18 protein-coding genes are annotated in these 17,487 nt (G+C 73.4%); 2 read left to right on the top strand and 16 right to left on the bottom strand.

From position 1 onward, the window contains the following. Positions 1–27: 27 nt before the first annotated feature. A complete protein-coding gene (locus tag ACFVS6_RS07930; protein WP_389701678.1) occupies positions 28–408 on the bottom strand; it encodes a nuclear transport factor 2 family protein in 381 nt (126 codons plus the stop codon). A gap of 260 nt (positions 409–668) precedes the next feature. Here ACFVS6_RS07930 and ACFVS6_RS07925 point away from each other — a divergent pair, with 260 nt between their 5' ends. Beyond that, complete coding sequence (locus ACFVS6_RS07925; protein ID WP_389701676.1) at positions 669–1,532, top strand: LuxR C-terminal-related transcriptional regulator; 864 nt, start codon at positions 669–671, stop codon at positions 1,530–1,532. Between the two features lie 51 nt (positions 1,533–1,583). Here ACFVS6_RS07925 and ACFVS6_RS07920 read toward each other — a convergent pair whose 3' ends face one another. The 15 genes from ACFVS6_RS07920 to ACFVS6_RS07850 form a co-directional block, all read right to left on the bottom strand. Next, positions 1,584–3,035 carry an amino acid permease gene (locus tag ACFVS6_RS07920; protein ID WP_389701674.1) on the bottom strand — a complete coding sequence of 484 codons (1,452 nt, stop codon included), beginning with the start codon at positions 3,033–3,035 and terminating at the stop codon, positions 1,584–1,586. 77 nt (positions 3,036–3,112) lie between these two features. Next, positions 3,113–3,565, bottom strand: coding sequence for a MoaF N-terminal domain-containing protein (locus tag ACFVS6_RS07915; RefSeq protein WP_389701672.1), 453 nt, complete (start codon positions 3,563–3,565; stop codon positions 3,113–3,115). A gap of 86 nt (positions 3,566–3,651) precedes the next feature. Next, entirely contained in the window at positions 3,652–4,518 is an 867-nt protein-coding gene (locus ACFVS6_RS07910) for a tyrosinase family protein (protein WP_389701671.1), read from the bottom strand. Positions 4,519–4,537: 19 nt separating this feature from the next. Then, positions 4,538–4,969, bottom strand: a complete 432-nt coding sequence (locus ACFVS6_RS07905) for a tyrosinase family oxidase copper chaperone (RefSeq protein ID WP_389701670.1) — start codon at positions 4,967–4,969, stop codon at positions 4,538–4,540. Further along, positions 4,966–6,498 (bottom strand): FAD/NAD(P)-binding protein, encoded by a 1,533-nt coding sequence (locus ACFVS6_RS07900; protein ID WP_389701669.1) that lies wholly within the window; start codon positions 6,496–6,498, stop codon positions 4,966–4,968. Before ACFVS6_RS07900 ends, ACFVS6_RS07905 begins: the two co-directional genes overlap by 4 nt. A gap of 58 nt (positions 6,499–6,556) precedes the next feature. Further along, positions 6,557–7,567 carry an ABC transporter permease gene (locus ACFVS6_RS07895; protein WP_389701667.1) on the bottom strand — a complete coding sequence of 337 codons (1,011 nt, stop codon included), beginning with the start codon at positions 7,565–7,567 and terminating at the stop codon, positions 6,557–6,559. Positions 7,568–7,621: 54 nt separating this feature from the next. After that, positions 7,622–8,422 (bottom strand): class II aldolase/adducin family protein, encoded by an 801-nt coding sequence (locus ACFVS6_RS07890; RefSeq protein WP_389701665.1) that lies wholly within the window; start codon positions 8,420–8,422, stop codon positions 7,622–7,624. 456 nt (positions 8,423–8,878) lie between these two features. After that, a complete protein-coding gene (cpt, locus tag ACFVS6_RS07885) occupies positions 8,879–9,409 on the bottom strand; it encodes a chloramphenicol phosphotransferase CPT (protein WP_389701663.1) in 531 nt (176 codons plus the stop codon). A gap of 63 nt (positions 9,410–9,472) precedes the next feature. Next, entirely contained in the window at positions 9,473–10,663 is a 1,191-nt protein-coding gene (locus ACFVS6_RS07880) for an acyl-CoA dehydrogenase family protein (protein ID WP_389701661.1), read from the bottom strand. Positions 10,664–10,777: 114 nt separating this feature from the next. Further along, positions 10,778–11,587 carry an ATP-grasp domain-containing protein gene (locus ACFVS6_RS07875; RefSeq protein WP_389701659.1) on the bottom strand — a complete coding sequence of 270 codons (810 nt, stop codon included), beginning with the start codon at positions 11,585–11,587 and terminating at the stop codon, positions 10,778–10,780. A gap of 82 nt (positions 11,588–11,669) precedes the next feature. Then, positions 11,670–12,809: a zinc-binding dehydrogenase gene (locus ACFVS6_RS07870; protein ID WP_389701658.1), complete on the bottom strand. Its 1,140-nt coding sequence runs from the start codon at positions 12,807–12,809 to the stop codon at positions 11,670–11,672. Further along, positions 12,806–13,978: an LLM class flavin-dependent oxidoreductase gene (locus tag ACFVS6_RS07865; protein ID WP_389701657.1), complete on the bottom strand. Its 1,173-nt coding sequence runs from the start codon at positions 13,976–13,978 to the stop codon at positions 12,806–12,808. The genes ACFVS6_RS07870 and ACFVS6_RS07865 overlap by 4 nt, the downstream gene beginning before the upstream one ends. Positions 13,979–14,126: 148 nt before the next feature. After that, positions 14,127–14,675: a hypothetical protein gene (locus ACFVS6_RS07860; RefSeq protein WP_389701655.1), complete on the bottom strand. Its 549-nt coding sequence runs from the start codon at positions 14,673–14,675 to the stop codon at positions 14,127–14,129. Between the two features lie 73 nt (positions 14,676–14,748). After that, positions 14,749–15,585, bottom strand: coding sequence for a ketose-bisphosphate aldolase (locus ACFVS6_RS07855; RefSeq protein ID WP_389701653.1), 837 nt, complete (start codon positions 15,583–15,585; stop codon positions 14,749–14,751). After that, positions 15,582–16,484 (bottom strand): SIS domain-containing protein, encoded by a 903-nt coding sequence (locus tag ACFVS6_RS07850; RefSeq protein ID WP_389701652.1) that lies wholly within the window; start codon positions 16,482–16,484, stop codon positions 15,582–15,584. Before ACFVS6_RS07850 ends, ACFVS6_RS07855 begins: the two co-directional genes overlap by 4 nt. 143 nt (positions 16,485–16,627) lie before the next feature. Here ACFVS6_RS07850 and ACFVS6_RS07845 point away from each other — a divergent pair, with 143 nt between their 5' ends. Beyond that, entirely contained in the window at positions 16,628–17,407 is a 780-nt protein-coding gene (locus ACFVS6_RS07845; protein ID WP_389701651.1) for a DeoR/GlpR family DNA-binding transcription regulator, read from the top strand. Positions 17,408–17,487: the final 80 nt, after the last annotated feature.

Genomic DNA, 17,487 nt, shown 5'->3' with positions numbered 1-17,487 from the left:
CGCCCTGCTCGTTCCGGGGCTGGGAGCCTACCCGGCGGGGGCCGGGCTCAGGCGTGAGACGTGGTACTGGCGGATCCGCCAGGCGCCGCCGAGGTGCTGGGCGACGACGGAGAGGCGGACGGGCAGCGGGGTCCCGGCGGCGTCGGTGAAGGTGACGTCGGCGAATCCGGCGAGGGCGTCGGCGGCGACGGGGCGGGAGTGCAGGACCTCGACGGCGGCCGTCGTGCCGGGCGGGACGTTCTCGTAATAGGTCCTGACCCGTGCGCGCCCTTCGAGGAGTTGGGGGGAAAGGCCCTGGAAGAGGACGTCCTCGGCGAAGAGGGCGACGATCTCGTCGACCTTGCGCGCGTCGAATGCGGCACGCCATTCCTCCAGGATGTCGGCCAGTACGCCGAATCTGCTCGCCATATTCCTGTTACCTCCGGTTCCATGGTCAAGATGACATTAAGACATCAGGATGCCAGTCAATCCCGCTGCATTGGCTAGATTTCGAAGTGCATAATTGAGCCATGCAGGATCATGCAAGGCAGTACCCGGGGGAATGTTGTAATCGTGACGACTCTGCAGACCGAGGAAGCGGCGTATGCGCCGTAGGACTGACGGTTTACCGCAAGGCCGTGGTGAAGGGGTGTACGGAAAGGGAAGGGGCACCGGCCTGTCTCCTGCGGATGGGGCTGCTGGTCGCTCCGCCGGACGACCCGACCGTGCTGGTGCCCGTCTCACCGGACGTGGCCAAGGCCGAACTGGTCCGGCCCATCGAACAGTCCCTGGAGAAACAGCGCCTGGACGCCCAGGCCATCGCGGGAAGTTTCGTACCGGTCAGCGCCATCTACACGGCGGCGAAACGCGAACACACCGGCTGGGCCACCGCCATCGACGGTGAACGGGTCATCCATTCCACGCTGGCCCACGCGGTCCGCGAGTGCCGCGAGGAACTGATGACCGTGCAGCCGGGCGGCTCCCGGCTGTCCTACGACCTGGACGGGCTCGACCACGTCCGCGGACCAGCCCGGCACCGCACCCTCTACCAACACGCGGTACGGACCCACGCCGCGACCCTGCGCCACATCGAGCGCCTCATCGGGGCGGGCTGCGAGGTCCGCACCCTCGACCACGTCTTCGACCGGCTGATCATCATCGACCGGACCGTGGCGTACGTACCGGGCCACAGCGAAGCCCGCACCTCGGCGCTGGAGATCAGACAGCCCTCCATCGTCTCCTTCCTCGTCCAGGTCTTCGAGGAGGCCTGGGAACGCGGCTCCTCGATCGACCCCGGCACCTCGCGCACCGTGGAACCCGACATCGCCGACGAGATCCAGCGGGCCGTCATGCGCCTGCTCGTCGCCGGACACACGGACGAGGCGATAGCGCGCCGACTGGGCACCAGCCGGCGCACGGTCGCCGCCCACGTCAGCCGCATCGCCGCCGGCCTGCAGAGCCGTAGCCGCGCACAACTCGGCTACCTCATCGCGACCACCGGGATGCTCGGGGACGAACACTCCGAGCCCGACTGCGGACGCCTGTCGGCCTGACCGGCCCCCGAACGCCCGGCCGGGGCGGGCGCACCCCGCCCCGGCCGGGCCTCACCGACCGCCCCCGCGACGGTCCCCGACCGCCCGCACCCCGGCGGCCGCGAGCAGCACCAGGACCAGCAGCGACGACCAACCCAACTGGCCGCGCGTCCCGGGGTCACGGGCCATCAGCAGCAGTACGCCCACGATCCCGCCCGCCGCCAACCACGACAGGTACGGGAACCCGCGCATCCGCACCACCAGCAGGTGCGGCGCCTCCCGCTCCAGGCGCCGGCGCAGCACCAGGTGCGCGGCGGCGACCGTCAGCCACATGTAGAGCATGGAGCCGCCCATGGCCTTCGCCAGGAAGGGCAGGATCTGGTCAGGCCAGCGGTGGTCGAGCCCGATCGAGACGAACGCGAAGGCCGCCGAGGCCGCCACGGCCGCCCGCGGGGCGCCGCGGCGCGAGGTCCGCGCCAGCGCCCGGGGCGCGTCGCCGCGCGCGGCGAGCGAGTGCGCCATCCGCGAGGCACCGTAGAGGTTGGCGTTCATCGCCGACAGCAGCGCGATCAGCACGACCACCTCGATGAGCCGCCCCGCGCCGGGGATGCCCAGGCCGTCCAGCACCGCGACGTAGGGGCTGCGGCCCGGCGTCGCGGAATCCCACGGCAACAACGTGATGATGACGGCGATCGACCCGAGGTAGAACAGGCTGATCCGCCAGATCGCACTGCTCACCGCCTTGGTGACGGACCGGGCAGGATCCCGGGATTCGGCGGCGGCCATGGTGATGACCTCCATCCCGCCGAACGCGAACACGACGGTCAGCAGTCCCGCGACGACGCTGTTCCAGCCCTGCGGGAGGAACCCGCCGCGACCGGTCAGGTTGGCCATGCCCGGGGAGTCGACGCCGGGTACCGCCCCGCAGAACGCGGCCACGCCCAGCGCGAGGAACGCGATGATGGCGGCGACCTTGATGCCCGCGAACCAGAACTCGGCCTCCCCGAAGGAGGAGACCGAGAACATGTTGGACTGGGTGAACACGGCCAGGGCGACCAGCGCGATCAGCCACCGCGGGACGCCGGGCATCCACTGGTGCAGGATCGTCGCCGCGGCGATCAGCTCGATGGCGATCGCGATGGCCGTCACCGCCCAGTACAGCCAGCCCGAGGTGAAGCCCGCCCAGCGGCCCAGGGCCCGGTCGGCGTGGACGGAGAAGGAGCCGCCGGCCGGCATCGCGGCGGCCATTTCGCCGAGCATGCGCATCACCAGCAGGGCCAGCGCGGCGGCGAGCGCGTACGACAGGATGATGGCCGGTCCCGCGACGCGCAGGCCGGTGCCGGAGCCGACGAACAGCCCGGCGCCGATGACGCCGCCCAGGGCCAGCATGGTCAGGTGGCGCGGCCGCAACGAACCCGCCGGCTGCGCCCCGGGAGCGGGAGTCTCGGTGGGCGGGGGCGCGGGCGTGGCGGTTGGTACGGGCGTGGCGCGTGGTTCGGGCGCCGTGGTGAGTGGAGCGGGCATGTGTACGGATTCCCCCCTGGGAACGGGTGCGGGCGGGACCGGCCCCGCGCGGGGCCGGTCCCGCCTCGCCTTGCCGGTCAAGAAGAGGCGCGCTCGAGCGTCGCCGTGTGCAGTTCGCCGGCGCGTCCGCCGTCGGGGGTCGCGTACGTCCAGTAGACGCTGACCGTGCCGCGACCGAGGTCCATGACGTGGCTGACGGTCATGCCGGAGGCCTCGACCCAGTTGACGAAGTACAGGCCCGCGCCGACGGCCCGGACGGAGAGCCGCTCCTGCCCGCTGTGCCCGGCCATCGGGCCGGCCGACGCGGTCCAGTCCAGCGTGGAGCCGTCGGCGGAGTACGTGTTGCGCAGGACGGCGCCGTTGTCGAGCGTCAGGACGTACGTGTGGCCCGCGAACGCCGGGACCTCGGCGCGGGCCCCCGCTTCGGCGGTGGCGGGCGCGGGCGCGGTGGCGGCCTGCGCGGCCGGTGCCCCGGCCAGGGCGATCAGGGCGGCGGCGGCGAGGGCCGGGACGGTGTGACGGATGCGCATGACGGTTCCTCCGTGTGTGCGGTCGGTGATGGGGCTGTCGTGGTCGGTGGTGGTGCGCCCGGCCGGGGTTCGGACCCGGCGGGGCGTCATTCGGCGTACTGGTGGAAGCGGGTGTGGTCGAGGAGCGCCGAGGGCCGCACCTGCCAGGGCGACATCGGCTCGTCGAGGCTGATGACCCGGCCGTGTTGGGGGTCGCCGGCGGGCACGGGCCGGCTCGGCTCGTAGCCGGAGCCCGGGTGTCGGCGCTGCCAGCGGGCCCAGATCAGGTCGATGAAGGTGTGGTGGAGCCAGAAGACCGGGTCGTTGGGCGAGGTCCCGCCCGTCATCTGGCCGCCGACCCACAGGTGGACCCGGTTGTGGTTGTGCCAGCCCTCCGCCTCGCCGACCGTCCAGCCCTCGACCTTGTTGCGGAAGCCCGCGGTGGTGGAGGTGGAGTCCCAGGGGGAGGCGTCGTACACCGGGTCGTCCACGGCACGGGCGAGTTCGGCGGGGGTCGGGAGCTCGACCGGGTCGGCCGGCCGGCCGAAGTCGCGCATCAGGTACTTCTCCTCGGTGACCCCCACGGTCACCGGCCAGCGGCCCGCGTCGTGGGCGAAGGGCCCGGTCATGACCCGACGGTCGCCGGGGCGGCCGTTGCCGCCGAGGAAGTCGTCGGCCCACAGTCCCGAGGTCGTCGACCGGTCGACCGTCCAGTCCCAGTAGGGCAGCGTCACCTTCGGGTCGACCTGCTGGAGGGCCCGTTCGAACTCCAACAGGTACTGGCGGTGCCACGGGAAGAACGACGGGGACATGTGTCCCACCCGCTGTCCGCCCTCGCCGTCGGACACGAAGTACTGGCCGTGGAGCCGCACGAACTCGTCGTAGACGCCACGGCGTTTGATCTCCAGGACCGCGTTGACGAACGCCGCGCGCTCGTCGGCCGTGAGGTCCTTCTGGTTCTTGCGCGTGTACACGTGTGCTCGTTCCTCGACTTCATGCCGTGTGCTGGTGGAGTCGCGCCGTCGACAGCTGCGCGGTGCCGATCTCGTCGACCGCCGCCCGGGCCACCTCCAGCGGGGTCGCGAAGGACTGGTAGTGGTTGACCAGGCTGAGGTAGGTGCCGTCGGCCCGCCGCATGACGTGCAGGGAGCGGCCGTCGATGCTGACCTCGATGCCGGGTCCGCCGGTCGGGGCGCCCCTGCGGGAGGAGGCGAACCGTACGGGCGTCGGCCCGCCCTGGATGCGGCGGCCGCGGTAGACCTCGTCGAACGTTCCCGTGGGCGGGACCGGATCGGCGTCGGCGCGGGATCCGCTGGCGGGGGCCGGGTCGGCCAGGACGATGGGCGCGACGGCCGCGCCGGTGCCGAGGACGACGGCGGTGGTCATGGCGGCCCTGACCACGTCCCTGCGGGTGATCGTGTTCACGCGGACTCCTCCCCGGCCCTCGTCGCGGTGATGTCCTCGACGACCGCGCGGACGATGTCGTCGGCACGTTCGAGCACCGAGGGCATGCCGGAGGTGAAGAACAGCGTCCCGGCGCCCAGGTCGCCGATGGCGTGCATCCGCCGGTGGGCCCGGCCCGCGCCCATGGCGCGGCTGGTCGACGGCTCGATGTGCAGGCCGCCGTACGGGTGGTACTCGCCGATGCCGTCCTCGACGAGCGAGTCGACGAACGGGCGGGCCTGGGCGGGCACCCGGTGGGAGGGGGCGCTGACGGCGTTGATGACGACGTCGGTGCGGTAGTCGTCGCCGTCGGCCCCGACGTGGAACCCGGAGTCGGGGAGCGGCTTGACGTTCCACAGGCCGCGCAGGATGCGCAGCCGGCCGGCCTCGTGCAGTTCCAGCAGCTTGCGGGCGTTGGCGGGCGGCATCGGGCAGCACAGGCTCATCACGGCCCGGTAGTGGGTCTCGCGGATGAACTCCTGGTCCTCCGGTCGCAGCAGGGTCCACGCGTCGGGGCCGCTCTCCGGGACGACGTGCTGCATGACCCGCATGCCGGTGTCGGCCGCGTCGATGCAGTCGTACTGGCGGCGCAGCCGGTCCAGTGGTGCCTCCACGCCGAGGGAGAACAGTTCGGCGAGCACGACGGACGGGTCGGAGCCGTGCTCCGCCAGTTCCCGTACCAGCAGGTCCAGTACGTCGCCCAGGCCGATCCGGCCGTCGTCGCCGCGAGCCGCGGCGGCGTGCAGGGCGGCGGGGGTGAAGTGCGCCATCTCCGGGAAGACGGGCCGCTGGCGGACGGCCGGCAGGGCGCCGTTGCGGGACGCCATGGTGACGCGGCCGCGGTGCCCGTGGGCCCCGAGTGTGACGACGGCGTCCACCGCGGCCAGCCCCGTGCCCAGGACGGTGACGTCGGCGTCGCGCGGAATGCCGGCGACCGTCGTGCTCAGCGGGTACGGGTCGGCGAAGTAGCCCGGGTTGCCGGCCAGTTCGTAGTGGTCGGCGGGGCGGCCGGCGCCTACGGCGCAGATCACGTAGTCGAAGGTGTGCGTACGACCGTCACCGCTGGTCAGGACCACCTCGCCGGGCGCCTCCCGGGCGGCGACGACGGCCTCGCGGACGAGCTGGACCGGCCAACCGCCCAGGGAGAGCTCTCCGACGGCGTTCTCGGCGGTCCGCTCCAGGTAGTCGCCGAACACCCGACGCGGCGGGAAGTAGCCGTCGGCCGCGTAGTCGCCCTGTCCGTAGGGCAGTCCGGACGCGTCGAGCCACTGCCGGAAGTCGTCGGGCGCCCCGGTGCGGGCGCTCATCTCGGCCGGGATGATGTTGGCGAGGACCGAGTCGGCGTCGTGCTGGTAGGCGCGGCCGCGCCACAGGTTCTCCGAGGGTTCGAAGACCGTGATGGATCCGAGGCCTCGGCCGGGGCTGCGGGAGAGCCGGTCGAGCAGGCACACGGCGGCGGCCCCTCCGCCGACCAGGCCGATGCGCGTCGGCGGGCGGTCAGTTGCGTTCATGGTGATGTCGACCTTCATGAGGTGGTGGGGAGGCGGGCGCCCCTGGGGCGCCGGGAGTTCAGTGCGCCGGGGCGGCCGTCGGCCGCGGTTCGCCGGCGGAGTCGCGGGCGGCGCCCTGCGGCGGCGCGGCGGGCTTGCGCCGGGAGCTCGCCCAGAGGAGGGCCAGGCCGATCAGCGCCCAGACGAGGAGGACGAGTACGGGTCGACCGGCGCCCGCCCCGTCGAAGGGTCCGGCGGTGCGCAGGAGCCCGGCGGCGGCGCCCGCGGGAAGGAACTGGCCGAGGGTGCCCAGCGGCTGGGGCAGCATCTCCGGGGCCGAGGCGAGGCCGGAGAGCGGGTTGCCGATGACGAACATCAGGACCGCGCCGACGGCGATGCCGGGCGGGCCGATCAGCGAACCGAGACCGGTGATGACACCGACCATGGCGAGTTCCAGCAGGGCGATGACGCCGGCGTTGACGAGGTAGCCGCCGGGCAGGACCCCGCTCAGGTGCGTCAGCATGAGGGAGCTGAGCAGGCCGGAGACGACGGCGAACCCGATGACGCCCATGAACTTGGCAGCGGCGGAACGCACCTTGAGGACGAAGAGCAGACCGGCGATGACGGCGGTGATGAGCAGCGGCAGGAAGCCCATGGACAGGCCCGCGCCGTGCGGGTCGTCCGGGTCGGCGGGCACCACGTCGGTGATGCGGACCGGCCCCGCGGCGAGCTCCTGCGCCCGGCCGGTCAGGTTCTGCGCGACGGTGGGCGAGGCGGCGGAGGCGAGGTGGAGTTCCAGGCCGCCGTTCGCGGTGGGCAGCAGGGCGCCGTAGGCCTCGCGTTCGCGCAGGGCGGCGTCCGCGTCCTCGACGGTGGCGACTTCCTCGACCTCGTAGGCGCCCGGTGCGCTCGCGAGCAGCCGCTCGGTGAGCCGGTCGGAGCCGGGGGCCGTGACCACGAGGACGGGCAGGTCGCGCGGTGCGGCGTGGGACGCCGACCACGAGAACCAGCCGCCGATGACGAACTGCACGATCGCGACGATGATGAGGATGGTGCGCGCTTCGGCGCGCGGTGAGGCGGTTGAGCTCATGTTTGCTTCCTGGGATCTGGTGCGGCCGGCGGGTCTGCGCGTCGCTGCCCGGTGCTATTCGTCGAGCAGGTCGGGCTGTTCGGCCGTGATCTCGTCCCACATGATCTGGAAGCTGTAGCGGCCGAGCTGCTCGTCGCCGAAGCCGTCGCGGGCGAGCAGGGCCTGCTGGTGGGACATGGGTACGGGGCGGCCCGCGGCGAGGGCGAGCAACTGGACCTGGGCGCAGCTCTCGTAGGTGAAGAACCAGTGGACGGCCTCCTCCAGGGAGCCGCCGACGGTGATCAGGCCGTGGTGGCGCAGCAGCATGGCGCGCTTCGCGCCGAGGCGGTCCGCGATGTCCGAGCCGTGCTCGATCCTGATGGCCGGGCCTTCGTAGTCCCCGTAGAGCACCTGGTCCTGGTAGAAGGCGGCGGATTCCTGGTCGTAGGGCTCCAGGAGCCGTTCCAGGGCGCCGAGGGCGCGGGCGTGGACGGTGTGGCCGTGCGCGATGGCGTTGGCCTCGGGGCGCTCGTGGATCTTGGAGTGGATGGTGAAGGCGCTCGGGTTGACCTTGCCGGTGCCGTCGACGACGCGGCCCTCGGAGTCGACGCGGATCAGGTCGGCCACCCGGACCCGGTTGAAGGAGACGCCGAACGGGTTGACCCAGAAGGTGTCGAGTTCCTCGGGGTCGCGTACGGAGATGTGGCCGGATATGCCTTCCGCGTAGCCCGCCTTGCCGAACAACCGCATGGCGGCGGCGAGTCGCTGCTTGCGGTGGCGGCGTTCGTCCGCGACGGACGCGAAGACCGGGTCGGCCGGGATCGGCAGGCCGGTGTGGGTGTCGGCGATGAAGGCGGCCGCGGTGGTGGTGGACACGGTCATGTCTCCTGGAAGGGTCGGTGGGCCCCGTCCCCCACCCGCACCGGGGCATGGCAAAGCCGCGGCGGGTACGGGGGGTCGACAGCGAAACCCCTGGTCAGGGGGTCGTCGGGGTGGCGTCGGATGGTGAGGGCATCAGCTCCCCCACACCTGAATCCTGACCCACGGGAGCGCGCGTTTTCGGCCCGGACGGCCGCTGCGCGCCTTCATAACCGTGCTTTTCACCTTTGCGCAGCGGGCCCGATCACGGACATATACGCACGTAACACCACGGCCCGGCGAAGCGGACCGCATCATTCACGCCGCCGGGGGCACCCGTACCCGACCACCGAACGCCCCCGATGCGCGAACGCGCGCCCGGGAGGCCGTCACCGGCGGCCGGGAGGTCATCGATTCGGCCGGGCCGGCATCGGGTCGGCCGGGCCGTCACCGGATCCGCCGGGCCGTCATCGATCACCCGACGCGCGCGGCGATCACCCGCGCGCACTCCATCGCCTCGGCGTGCGTGGTGTCCACCTCCAGGTCGTAGGCCACGCCCCGGTGGACCAGGTCCGCCTGGGACGCGGCCATCCCGACGACCCGGTCACCGCGCGCGACCTCGCGGCCCGCGGCGACCGCCGCGTCACACCGGACTCCGACCCACAGCACCCGTACGCCGTCCAGGGCCCGTCGCCACCGCCGCTGCGACTCCGCTCCGCCGAGGAAGACCTCGTCGACGACGACCCGGGCACCCGCCCGGGCCATCGCGGCGACGCCCGCGATCCATGCCGCCTCCAGCGTCCGGAACCCGGGCCCGACGATCACCTCGCCGTCCGGGGCGAACTCGATCCCGGCGTCCGAAGCCCGCATGGACGCGGGCATCGCGTCGACCAGCGCGTCGGTCCCGAGCGCGAGCCACGGACCGGGCAGGACCTCCTGCAGACACCGGACGATCCCGGACTTCCCCGAGCTGGAACCACCGTTGAGAACGATCACCTCAGTCATCACCGCGCCACAGTAGGGCGCCCCGACAGGCCTCGAAACGGATTTCCGCGGTCGCCGGTCGGGTCAGCGGCGGACCCGGGGCATGCCCAGACCGATCCAGGAGATGATCTCGCGCTGGATCTCGTTGTTGCCGCCGCCGAAGGTGAAGATCACGGCGCTGCGGTAGCCGCGTTCGAGTTCGCCGTGCAGGACCGCTCCGGCGGAGCCGTCCTTGAGGGAGCCGGCCGCGCCGACCACCTCCATCAGCCAGGCGTACGCGTCCCTGCGCGCCTCGGAGCCGTATACCTTGACGGCGGAGGCGTCCTGCGGGGTGAGCGTGCCGGACTGGACGGCGTTCACCATCTGCCAGTTGAGCAACTTCATGGCGTCCAGGCGGGCGTGGGTGCGGGCCAACCGGCCCCGCACCCAGGGCAGGTCGATGACCCGGCGGCCGTCGGCGAGCTTCGTCCCGGCCGCCCAGCGCTGCACGTCGTGCAGGGCTCGGATGGCCATGGTGCCGTGGGCCGCGAGGGTGACCCGTTCGTGGTTGAGCTGGTTGGTGATCAGGCGCCAACCCTTGTTCTCCCGGCCCACGCGACGGCTCGCGGGGACCCGGATGTCCTCGTAGTAGCTCGCGGTGGTGTCGTGCGAGGCGAGGGTGTTGATGAGGGTGCAGGAGTAGCCGGGGTCGGCGGTCGGCACGAGGAGCATGGTGATGCCCTTGTGCGCGGGAGCGTCCGGGTCGGTACGGACGGCGAGCCAGACCCAGTCCGCGGTGTCGCCGTTGGTGGTCCAGATCTTCTGCCCGTTGACGACGTACGTGCCGCTCTCCTCGTCGCCCTCGCGTACGGCCTTGCACTTGAGCGCGGCCAGGTCGGTGCCGGCGTCGGGCTCGCTGTACCCGATGGCGAAGTCGATCTCCCCGGCCAGGATCCGGGGCAGGAAGTACGCCTTCTGCTCCTCGGTGCCGAACTGCATGATGGTGGGACCGACGGTGTTCAGGGCCATCAGCGGCAGCGGGACGACCGCCTGGGCCGCCTCGTCGAAGAAGATGAACTGGTCCATGGGCGACATGCCGCGCCCGCCGTACTCCTCGGGCCAGCCGACGCCGAGCCAGCCGTCCGTTCCGAGCCGGCGGATGGTCTCGCGGTAGAAGCGCTTCTGCGCGGCCGGGTCCTCGTAGCGGGCGTAGACGTCCTGCGGCACGAGCTCGGCGAAGTAGGCGCGCAGTTCGGTGCGCAACTGCTGCTGCTCAGGCGTGTATTCGAGGTGCACGGCCCCTCCGGGAGTCTCGCGGTCCAGCCGGTCTCTGTGGTGGCGGCGGTCAGACTAGAACCCGTTACAAGAATTCGGAAGGCCCGGGAGGCCGGCAGGCACCGCGCACGCCCTTCACGGGTTCGCGGGGCTCCCGCCGGGTACCGGCCGGGCGAAGGGCACGTCGGCCTGCGCCGCCTCGACGGCGGGTCCCGCCGCGCGGCACACCACGTCCAGCACCCGCTCCGGGTCGCACGCGTAACCACCACTGGCCCAGGCCGGGTTCGCCTCCACGGCCGCCCAGCCGCCGCCCTGGAGCAGGCCCACGTCGACGACCGCGGCCGAGGGCAGCCGGCAGGCCGGATCCGCGAGCAGCTCGGCCGCGAAGGCCCGCGCCTCGGCGGCGTACGGATCCTCGTCGAGCGGAAGCCGATCGAGGGCGGGGCCGACGGCGTAGCGGCTGCCGGTGTGCACCCTGCCGTCCAGGACGAACAGCCGGTACTCCCGGGCGAAGCCCGCGATGTCGCTGACCAGCACGGGAAGGTCGTCGTCGAAGGCGTCGGGGCCGGGCAGCCGCGAGCCGTCGGGGTAGATCCGGGCCGGGAAGAGCTTGTCGGTCGGCGGCTTGACGAAGGCCGGCCTGCGCAACCGGCGGGCCTGCGCGAGCGTGAGGGACTCGACCTGCCGCCCCGACAGCGCCCGCGGCAGCCGGGCCAACCAGTCGGCCGGGGGCTCCAGCGCGAGGACGCCGAGCTCCCCGGCCACGGAATCGGCGAGGAGCGGCCCGCCGTACAGGTGCGCCCGTACGCCGTCCGGCGTCCCGGCCGGCACCTTCCAGTCCTCGGCGGTCAGGGCGCGGATCCCCCGGCGGGCGGCGGCCGCGCCGAGTCGGGGCGCGGTGTCGTTGGGGCGGGGGGCGAGGAGGAGCAGGCGGTCGGTGTCCATGCCCCATCCTCGCCCCGCCCGCGACTCCGGCCCGCTCGCGCCCTCCCGAACGAGCCGGGGACAGGGTCGGAGCCCCCTCCGATCAGGACCCGCCGGGCTCGGCGGCACCGGCACCGGCACCGGCCCCGCCGCGCTCCGCTCCCGGTCTGTCGCGGGCCGGCGCGGTGACGGCCGGGCCCGTGCGGCCCGGCAGGATCAGGACCTTGACGTGCTCCTCGGGCCGCCGCAGCGATGCGAAGGCCGCGTCCAGGCCCGCGAACCCCGCCTCGCCGGTGACCAGGGACGCCGCGTCGAGGGAGCCGTCCGCGAGGCGGTCCAGGGTGGCTCCGAACTCCCGAGGCGGGTACGTGAGGCACATCCGGAGGGTGACGTCCTTGTAGATGCCGACCACGGGGCGGATCACGTCGCGCGTCATGACCGCTCCGATCTGGAGGATCTCGGTGCCCCGGGGCACCGTGTGCAGCAGCCGGTCGAGCATGCCGGGCACGCCGACGCAGTTGACCACCACCGGTGGCAGCGACCGGGGTCCCGCGAGCTCGGCGCAGCGGGCCATCGGGTCGGCGCCGGCCGCGGACGGGTCCGTCACCGCGTGCGCGCCGAGCCGGGCCGCGGCCGCACGCCGCAGGGCCGAGGGGTCGGAGGCGACGACGGGGCCGGCTCCGCGTTCCAGGAGCGCGGCGACGGCGCCCAGTCCGACGGGCCCGCAGCCGATGACGACGGCCGGGGTGCCCGGTCCCGCCGAGCTGCGGGCGACGTTGCCGAAGCCGACGGCCAGGGGTTCGGTGAGCGCGGCGAGGGTCAGGTCGAGGGACGGCGGGACCGGTAGCAGGGCCTGCGCCTGGACGACGACGCGTTCGCCGAACCCGCCGGGGAAGTCATTGCTGTAGCCGACGGTACGGACGTCCCCGCCGGGGTCGAGTGCCCAGGGCAGGGCGACGACCCCGGTGCCCGGTTCGGGTCCGCCGGCGCCCGGGCCGTAGGCCAGTACCCGGCCGGAGAACTCGTGGCCCATCACCAGGGGGCGCGCCGGGTCGAAGAGGAAGCCGGTGGTTCCGCTGTCGCGGGAGGCGCGCAGGAACTCGGCCGTGTGCTCGACGGCGCTGAGGTCGGAGCCGCAGATCCCGCAGGCGTGGGTCTCGACCAGGGCCTGCCCCGGTCCGGGTACGGGGTCGGGGTGCTCCCGCACGGCGAACCGGCCGTCCTGGAACACGGCGGCCCTCATCGGACCTCTCCCTTGCGGGCGACGGCCTCCCGGGTGGCCCGGCGCAGGCTGCCGACGAAGCGTTCGCTGTTGCGGGCGGCCCAGTCGAGGCTCGCGCGGCGCGCCTCGGCGGCGCCGGTGAGTCGGGGTACGACGCGTTCGGCGAAGATCTCCAGGCTGCGCAGCGCGGCGGCCGGTTCGGCGATGTCCGTCTGGAGGATGAGGAAGGTGCCGAAGCCACCGGTCTTCGCCGCGAGTTCGGCGATCCTCTCGACGGCGTCGTCGGCGGTGCCGATGACGGCCCGCCCGAAGGTGGGCAGGCCCTCCTCGGTCCAGCGTTCGACGGTCCCGCCGGGGGTGGCGCAGCCTTCGAGCCGGCTGCCGCCGAGCGCCTCAAGGTAGGCGACCAGGTCCGGCGTGCCGAACTCGGCCTGTCTCAGGGCCTCTTCGCGCGTCTCGGCGAGGTGTACGGGTGTGACCAGGCGCCAGCCCGACCGGTCGGGGACGTGACCGGCCTCGGCGCAGGCCCGTTCGTGCGCCGCCCAGTTGGTGTCGAGCGTGGCGAATCCGGAGGGGTCGGCGGCGGCGAGCGAGAGCATGGAGACCCCGTGCCGGCCGGACAGGACGGCTCCGGTCGGTGATACGGCGGAGGCGACCGCGACCTCCAACTCGCGGCCCCGGTAGGGCCCGAGCTGGAGCCGGGCCTCGTCCAGGGTGAACCAGTCGGTTGCCGCGGTGACGGTCTCGCCGCGCAGCAGCCGCACGATCGCGTCGAGGGACTCGGACATCATCGCCCGGGAGCGCAGCGGGTCGACGCCCGTCATGAAGGCGTCGGAGGGCAGCTGTCCGGGCCCGACACCGAGCACGGCCCGGCCGCGCGACTGCTGGTCGAGCTGGCAGATCCGGTCGGCGAGGATCAACGGCTGATGGAACGGGAGGCTGTTGACTCCCGTTCCGAGGGTGATCCGTGCGGTGCGTTCGGCAGCGGCGGCGAGGAACAGCTCCGGCGAGGCGATGATCTCGTAGCCGGCGGAGTGGTGTTCGCCGACCCACGCCTCCTCGTACCCGAGCCGGTCGAGCGCCTCCACCAGGTCGAGGTCGCGGCGTAGCTGGAGGGCGGGGTCACGGTCGGGGCGGTGGTAGGGGGCGAGGAACACCCCGAAACGGGAGGGGAGGTACGGCTGCGGCATGGGCGGTGCCCTTCGGTCGGCGAAGTCCCGGCCGTCCGACGAAACACCGCCCGTCCCGCGCCTTCAATGCCCGGGCGGACGTCCTCCCGCTGAGTGGGACGTCCCGGGGTGTCCGCCGCTCGGTGGGACGTCCCGGGGTGCCCGCCGCTCAGGTGTGGAGGAGGACCACGTCGAACCAGACGAGGTCGAGGGCCGCGTCGAAATGGTGGGTGCCCGACGGCACGACCGCCGGACCGGGCCGGTTCGCGGCGGTGTCGAACCCGGGGCTGGTCCGCCACCGCGCCCCGGCCGGCACGTGGCTCCGCAGCGGGGAGGGCGGGTCGGGGAGGGCGGCGGGCACGAAGGCGTGGCCGGAGCGTTCGACGATCCCCGCGGCCGCTCCGGGCCGCATCCGCGCGATGCCGACGAGCCGGATGCGGGAATCGGGGCCGGGGAGGAAGCGGTCGGCGGAGGAGGCGTCGATGTCGTAGCCGAGCCAGTGGGGGTCGGAGAGCGCTCCGAGGGCCTGCTCGAAACGGCTGTTCAGGGGTTCGGTGTCGGTACGGACGCGCCGCCGGTCGGGCTCCGATTCCGGTTCCGGTTCCGAGTCGGGCCACAGGGCGGCCGCGCCGGCGGCGGTGAGCAGCAGCGCGGCCCCGCCGGTGAGGGCGAGGAACCGGCGGCGGTCGGTGCGGCCGTGGGGGCGCCGGTCGTCCACGGTCCGCCCCCGCTCCCCCGCCGCCGGCCGTCGCGGGCGCCGGGCCCTCGCTCCCGTGGCCGGTCGCGTCCCGTCAGTTCAGGGCGCTGATCATAGCCTCGGCCGTGTCCGCCATGGCCGTCCGGGCGGCCGTGAGGTAGGGCCGGGGGTCCGCGGGGGTCAGGTGGGTGCGGATGGCTTCGGTCATGGCCACGTTCAGGGCGGTGCCGATGTTGACCTTGCGGATGCCGCCGGCCACCGCCGCGGCGAGTTCGGTGTCGGGCAGGCCGGAGGAGCCGTGCAGGACCAGGGGTACGTCGACCGTCTTGGCGAGCCGGGCCAGCAGGGCGTGGTCGAGTGCCGCGGTGCGGCGCGTCATGGCGTGGCTGCTGCCGATGGCCACGGCCAGGGCGTCCACCCCGGAGTCGGCGACGAATCTGCGCGCCTCGTCGGGGTCGGTGCGGGCGCCGGGTGCGTGCGGGTCCAGCGGGGCGGCGCCGTTCTTCCCGCCGACCTCGCCCAGTTCGGCCTCGATCCACAGCCCGTTGACGTGGGCCCAGTCGGCGGCCGAGCGGGTGGCCTCCAGGTTCTCGGCGTACGGCAGGTGGGCGGCGTCGTACATCACCGACCCGAATCCGGCGTCCACGGCCCGGCGCAGCAGGTCGGGGCTCTTGACGTGGTCGAGGTGCAGGCCGACGGGGACCCGGGCGGCCTCGGCGCAGGCGACGGCGGCGCGGGCGATGGGCAGCAGGGCTCCGCCGCGGAACTTCACCGCGTTCTCGCTGAGTTGGAGGATGACGGGGAGTCCGGCCCGTTCGGCGCCCTCGACCACGGCCTCGGCGTGCTCCAGGGTGATGATGTTGAAGGCGGCCACGGCGCGGCCGGCGCCGGCCGCGTCCGCGACGAGGGTCCCGGTGGTGGTGAGGGTCATCGGAGGACTCCCTCGGTGTTCGTGAGGACGACCGAACGGGTCAGGTTGCGGGGTGCGTCGGGGTCCAGCTCCCGGTGCTCGGCGACCGCTACGGCGAGGCGGTGCACGCGGACCAGTTCGGCCAGCGGGTCGAGCGTTCCGGCCACCCAGGCGGCGCCGGTGCCGAGGACCTGTTCGGCGATGCCGTCGGGGGTCCCGCCCAGTGACCAGGTGACGGAGCCGGGTCCGGTGACGCTGACGGGGCCGTGCCGGTACTCCATGGCCGGGTAGGACTCGGCCCACGAGAGGGAGGCCTCGCGCATCTTGAGGGCGGCCTCGTGGGCCAGGCCGACGCTCCAGCCGCGGCCGAGGAAGGTGAACTGGCCCCGGGTTTCGGCGCCGGCGGGCAGCGGGGCGGCGAGCGCGGTGCGGGCGTCGGCGACGGCGGCCGGGGTGTGCGCGCCGACGTGGGCCCGGAGCAGGGTGAGGGCGGTGGTGGCGAATCGGGTCTGGACGACGGAGCGTTCGTCGGCGAAGTCGAGGACGACCAGTTCGTCGGCGAGGGCGATCACCGGGGTGTCGGGGTCCCCGATGACGGCGGTGGTCGCCACCCCGGCCTCCTTCAGCCCGGCGAGGAGGTCGAGCACCTCGGTGGTGGTTCCGGAGCGGGTCAGAGCCACCACCCGGTCGTAGCGCCGGTGGCGGGGGAACTCGGAGGCGGGGAAGGCGTCGGTCTCGCCCTGGCCGGTCTCCTCGCGCAGCGCGGCGGCCGCCTGGGCCATGTAGTAGGAGGTGCCGCACCCGACGATGGCGGTGCGTTCCCCGGGTTTCGGCAGTACGGCCCGCCGGGACGGGGCCAGTTCGGCGGCCCGCTCCCAGCATTCGGGCTGCGTGGCCAACTCGTTCGCGACGTGACTCATGCGGGCTCCCTGCGCGTTGGGTGCGTGTTCCTGCAAGGTAGCGGGCCTTTTCGCGCAACTTCAAGCATCTTCGGGGTGGCGGCCTGGGTTAATCTCGACGACTGGGCCGAAGCGGCGGCCAGGGGAGAACTCGGGAGGGCGCCATGACCCGCAAGGAACGCTGGCAGAGACTGCTGGACCTGCTGGTGGAGCGGGGCGGGCTGGAGGTGGAGCCGGCCGCCGAGGCGCTCGGCGTGTCCGCCGCGACGATCCGGCGCGACCTGGACCAGCTCGCCGAGCAGCAGCTCCTGGTCCGCACGCGGGGCGGGGCGGTGCCGCACGGGGTGTCGTACGAGCTCCCCCTGCGCTACCGGTCCACCCGTCGGGCCGCCGAGAAGCAGCGGATCAGCGAGGCGGTCGCCGCGCTGGTCGCCCCGGGCGAGGTCGTCGGCCTGACCGGCGGCACCACGACGACGGAGGTGGCCCGCGCGCTGGCGGCCCGACCTGACCTGGCCACGGGCTCGCCCGCGCTCACGGTGGTCACCAACGCCCTGAACATCGCGGGCGAGCTGGTCATCCGACCCCAGTTCAAGATCGTGCTGACGGGCGGGGTGGCCCGTCCCCAGTCGTACGAACTCACGGGACCGCTCGCCCAGCAGACGCTCGGTCAGCTCACCGTCGACACGGCGGTCGTCGGGGTCGACGCCTTCGACCCGGCGGACGGGGCGGCCACCCGGCACGAGGACGAGGCGGCGGTGAACCACCTGCTCTGCGAGCGGGCGCGCCGCGTGGTCGTCGCGGCGGACTCCTCGAAGCTCGGGGTCCGCGCGTTCGCCCGCATCTGCCCGGCCGCCGCCGTGGACGTCCTGGTGACGGACACCGGCCTGGCGGCCGAGGTCGCCGCGCGGTTCGAGGCGGCGGGGGTCCAGGTGGTCCGCGTCTGACCTCGGGAACCCTGGGCCGACCGCCACGCCCCTCCCGGACGCCCGCCACCCGCCACCCGCCACCCGCCACCCGCCACTCC

Source organism: Streptomyces sp. NPDC057939, assembly GCF_042887545.1.
In the GTDB taxonomy this organism is placed as follows: Bacteria; Actinomycetota; Actinomycetes; order Streptomycetales; family Streptomycetaceae; genus Streptomyces.
This window is presented reverse-complemented; position numbering and strand designations above follow the sequence as displayed.